4 protein-coding genes and 2 tRNA genes are annotated in these 3,241 nt (G+C 50.1%); 3 read left to right on the top strand and 3 right to left on the bottom strand.

The features are described 5' to 3' along the window. Positions 1-40: 40 nt before the first annotated feature. The 3 genes from QEH59_RS18265 to hpf form a co-directional block, all read right to left on the bottom strand. Positions 41-117: transfer RNA gene (locus tag QEH59_RS18265), tRNA-Arg, on the bottom strand. Between the two features lie 85 nt (positions 118-202). Further along, positions 203-562 carry a hypothetical protein gene (locus tag QEH59_RS18260; protein ID WP_308986821.1) on the bottom strand — a complete coding sequence of 120 codons (360 nt, stop codon included), beginning with the start codon at positions 560-562 and terminating at the stop codon, positions 203-205. Positions 563-821: 259 nt separating this feature from the next. After that, the gene (hpf, locus tag QEH59_RS18255; RefSeq protein WP_308986820.1) at positions 822-1,187 is read right to left on the bottom strand and encodes a ribosome hibernation-promoting factor, HPF/YfiA family; all 366 of its coding nucleotides are present in this window, start codon (positions 1,185-1,187) and stop codon (positions 822-824) included. Positions 1,188-1,296: 109 nt separating this feature from the next. Between hpf and QEH59_RS18250 the strand changes: the two genes are divergently transcribed. The 3 genes from QEH59_RS18250 to QEH59_RS18240 all read left to right on the top strand — a co-directional run bounded on the left by QEH59_RS18250 (position 1,297) and on the right by QEH59_RS18240 (position 3,128). Beyond that, positions 1,297-2,121 carry an SDR family NAD(P)-dependent oxidoreductase gene (locus QEH59_RS18250; RefSeq protein WP_308986819.1) on the top strand — a complete coding sequence of 275 codons (825 nt, stop codon included), beginning with the start codon at positions 1,297-1,299 and terminating at the stop codon, positions 2,119-2,121. Between the two features lie 28 nt (positions 2,122-2,149). Next, positions 2,150-2,956, top strand: a complete 807-nt coding sequence (locus tag QEH59_RS18245) for an RluA family pseudouridine synthase (RefSeq protein ID WP_308986818.1) — start codon at positions 2,150-2,152, stop codon at positions 2,954-2,956. 96 nt (positions 2,957-3,052) lie between these two features. Continuing rightward, positions 3,053-3,128 (top strand) — tRNA-Ala (locus QEH59_RS18240). Positions 3,129-3,241: the final 113 nt, after the last annotated feature.

Here is a 3,241-nt window from a genome sequence, read left to right as displayed (position 1 = left end):
AAAAAAAAAACGCCTCGGATAACCGAAGCGCTTAAAAAGATGGTACACCTGAAGGGACTTGAACCCCTAACCTCCTGATTCGTAGTCAGGCGCTCTATCCAATTGAGCTACAGGTGCGTTTGAGAAGTGCGGGATAAAGACAAAGCTTTTAGCAGAGATCAAGAAGAACTTTCAAAAAAAGTAACTTTTTTTCTGAAACCGCTTAAAATCTGACGATGTAGACCATACTGGCCGCAATCGCACCGAGTAAAATCAACAACCACCACAGTATAACTGCAAATTGTGGCTTACGATTAATCAAAACGATCAAGCCCCCCAGCGCCAACCAAATCACCATTTTCACAATCAACCAAGGTGAGGTGAAGCTATGGCCTAACTTTGAAATTAAGCCAAAACCAGCCACTAGAATTAGTAGCAACCCAATGCCACTGGTAATTGAGCCCAATTTGCGCACAGATACATTATCCGGAGCAGCCATACTACGCGCGAGCAAAGCACCGTAACCGAGAAAGACCATTGCAATACCGACAATATGCAAAACTTGATAAATATTTGGATTCATGCGGGGCAAAAAAAACTGAAAAGCCTCAAGTTACAACCTAGATCCTACTTCTTTCTCACTCTTTGCAAGTCCCCCCAAAAATGTAGACAGAAAAAGAGCTTTAAATCAGCCTCATAAAGGCCCACACACACACGCCCAATTCTTATAGCTCACGCCCCAGCACTCACCTCGACAATCGACCGCAAACATAAAAAAGCCCGGCAATACACTGCCGGGCTTTGAATATGGCTATAGGGGTAAGGGCCGAAACAAACGAGGACTACACCGCTTTCGGAATGTCAGCAGGAATATCCACTAAATGCGTGGTCTTCCGCTTTACCTTCTTCAAGCGGGAGCGACGACGAAGCATGCGATCAAGCTTCTGAACCATGTCGTCTATTGACTTATAAAGGTCATTGGTGGCCGCCGATGCGAAGTGGTCATTACCGCGAACTTCCAGCTGCCCCTTGGAAATAAATTCTTTTTCATGGGTAGATTGATGGGGGTCGTATTCGAGCTCTACCCGCATACGAATAATGTGATCTTCGTGCTCGAAGAGTTTTTCTGCTTTTTCGTGAACCATATTTTTGATCGCATCTGTAAGTTCCATGTTCAAACCTGAGATGATTACGTCATGTTGCTTCATAGTTATTATTCCTTTTGTTATTGGTTCCATTTAACGGAGTCGACTGACACCGCTGCTTCGACAAACTAGAGCATAAAAAAAGCCAACCCACTGAAAACCTAACACATATATGAAGCACGTTACACACTTCAATCGGTATTCCGTAATTGTCATTACGGGCGGTTCTTCTGGAATTGGCTGCTCAATTATCAAAGCAATTCAGACCGTAGCACCAGATATTACATTGTGCAACCTTTCTCGTTCAAAACCTGACATTTTTTTGGGTAAAACCGGTCAACATTTCCCGGTCGATTTGTGTGATGCGAACCAAGTGGCCAGCACCGCTGCCGCACTCCTAAATAAAATCGATACCGCCCCTCCCGGAGAAGTATTACTCGTTAATAACAGCGGCTTTGGCGACTATGGCCGCACGCCTGACCTCGACATCAATAAACAGCTGTCGATGATCGACTTAAATGTGCGCGCAGTAGTCGATCTCACCGCTCGACTACTCCCCGTCATGCTAGAACGAGGCGGTGTTATTGTCAATATCGCCTCCACTGCGGCCTTTCAGCCCACCCCCTTCCTCGCGACCTATGGCGCCACCAAAGCCTTCGTCCGCAACTGGTCACTGGCACTTAACGAAGACCTACGCGGTACCAAACTACGCACCCTCACCGTCTGTCCGGGCCCCACCCAGTCCAACTTCTTTAAAGCTGCCGGCTTTGCCACACCTCCGGTGAAGAAAAGCGGCAACAAAGGCCTCGACATGACCTCCCAAGAAGTGGCCAAACGTACACTCAATGCCATTGCCAAAGGCCAGACACTCGTCGTTACTGGCTGGATGAATCATTGCATCACCTTCTTCGGCAGTAAAATGCCGCTGGTCGCCGTCACTCGTATCGGTGCCAGCATCCTACGTAAAATGCGCTTGGAACAACATCGAGCCCAATAAAGCCCTCAGTCCTCCGTCCTCTGAAATCATGAACAATCCCTACGGCGAAGAAGCCCCCCTGGTCGACATGACCGATTTTACAAACTGGATTGTCCAGGAAGACGATAGTCTGCTCATCGTCAATAAACCCGGCTGGCTGGTCTGCCATCCCTCCAAAAACGGCCCAATGTCCAGTCTCGTCGGCGTCGTGCGCGAATACACCGGAGCCGACAAATTGCATCTGGTCGCCCGCCTCGACCGCGAGACCAGCGGTCTGATAGTTTTTGCTAAGCGCCCGGCCGTGGCGCGCAAGTTCCAAATGGCCATTCAAAATCGAATCGTCAAAAAAGCGTATATCGCTTTGATCGAGGGCGAACTGCAGGAAGCCCGCCACGTCGACTTGCCAATTGCCCGCCGTCGCAAAGGCGGCGGCCCCGTCATCGTCAAATCCGAAGTCAGCTACGACCGCAGCTCACAAGACGCTGTCACTGACTTCATTCCCCTGCTCTCCCAAAAGGGCTATACACTGTGCCGAGTCCAACCAGAGACTGGCCGCAAGCATCAGATTCGCGTGCACGCCGAAGAAATCAAACATCGCATCGTCGGTGACAAGATCTATGGCCCCGACGAAACACTCTACATTGAGTTTATCGAAAACGGCTGGACCGAGCGCCTAGCGGCCGCCCTTCCTATTCAGCGGCAAGCACTCCACTGCCACCGCTACGACTTCCAATTCCCCGAAGGCACCGTGAGCTTCACCGCCCCATTGCAAGCAGACATGCTAGCGTTCTGTGAAAATCACATGGACCTCAGCGCGACAGAAATCACAGCTGCCGTGGGACAGGCTCAACAATGAAATAGCAATCAGAAGACTCTGCGCCCCCCAAAAAAATAGTTTGAAAAACTATTGACGCAGCAACAAGTCCCGCCATTTTTCCAATCTTTCCTGAAAGGGGCATTAGCTCAGTTGGTAGAGCGCTTGCATGGCATGCAAGAGGTCAGGAGTTCGACTCTCCTATGCTCCACCAGCCTTCGCTTGAGCGCAGCGAAAGTGAAGGCTGTCACGCCGGAGTCGCCGAAGGCGCGTAGGCGGACTCGACAACACGGCTATCGTGCGCTCAAGACTACGGCTTGGCATGCC

The organism is Thalassobacterium sedimentorum (assembly GCF_031127905.1).
GTDB lineage: Bacteria > Verrucomicrobiota > Verrucomicrobiia > Opitutales > Coraliomargaritaceae > Thalassobacterium > Thalassobacterium sedimentorum.
Note: the sequence above shows the minus strand (reverse complement) of the source record. Positions and strands in the feature narration are given on the sequence as shown.

Excerpts from the sequence above, each read along its gene's own strand:
- QEH59_RS18260 (WP_308986821.1), bottom strand. The coding sequence starts at position 562 with ATGAATCCAAATATTTATCAAGTTTTGCATATTGTCGGTATTGCAATG.
- hpf (WP_308986820.1), bottom strand. The coding sequence starts at position 1,187 with ATGAAGCAACATGACGTAATCATCTCAGGTTTGAACATGGAACTTACA.
- QEH59_RS18250 (WP_308986819.1), top strand. The coding sequence starts at position 1,297 with ATGAAGCACGTTACACACTTCAATCGGTATTCCGTAATTGTCATTACG.
- QEH59_RS18245 (WP_308986818.1), top strand. The coding sequence starts at position 2,150 with ATGAACAATCCCTACGGCGAAGAAGCCCCCCTGGTCGACATGACCGAT.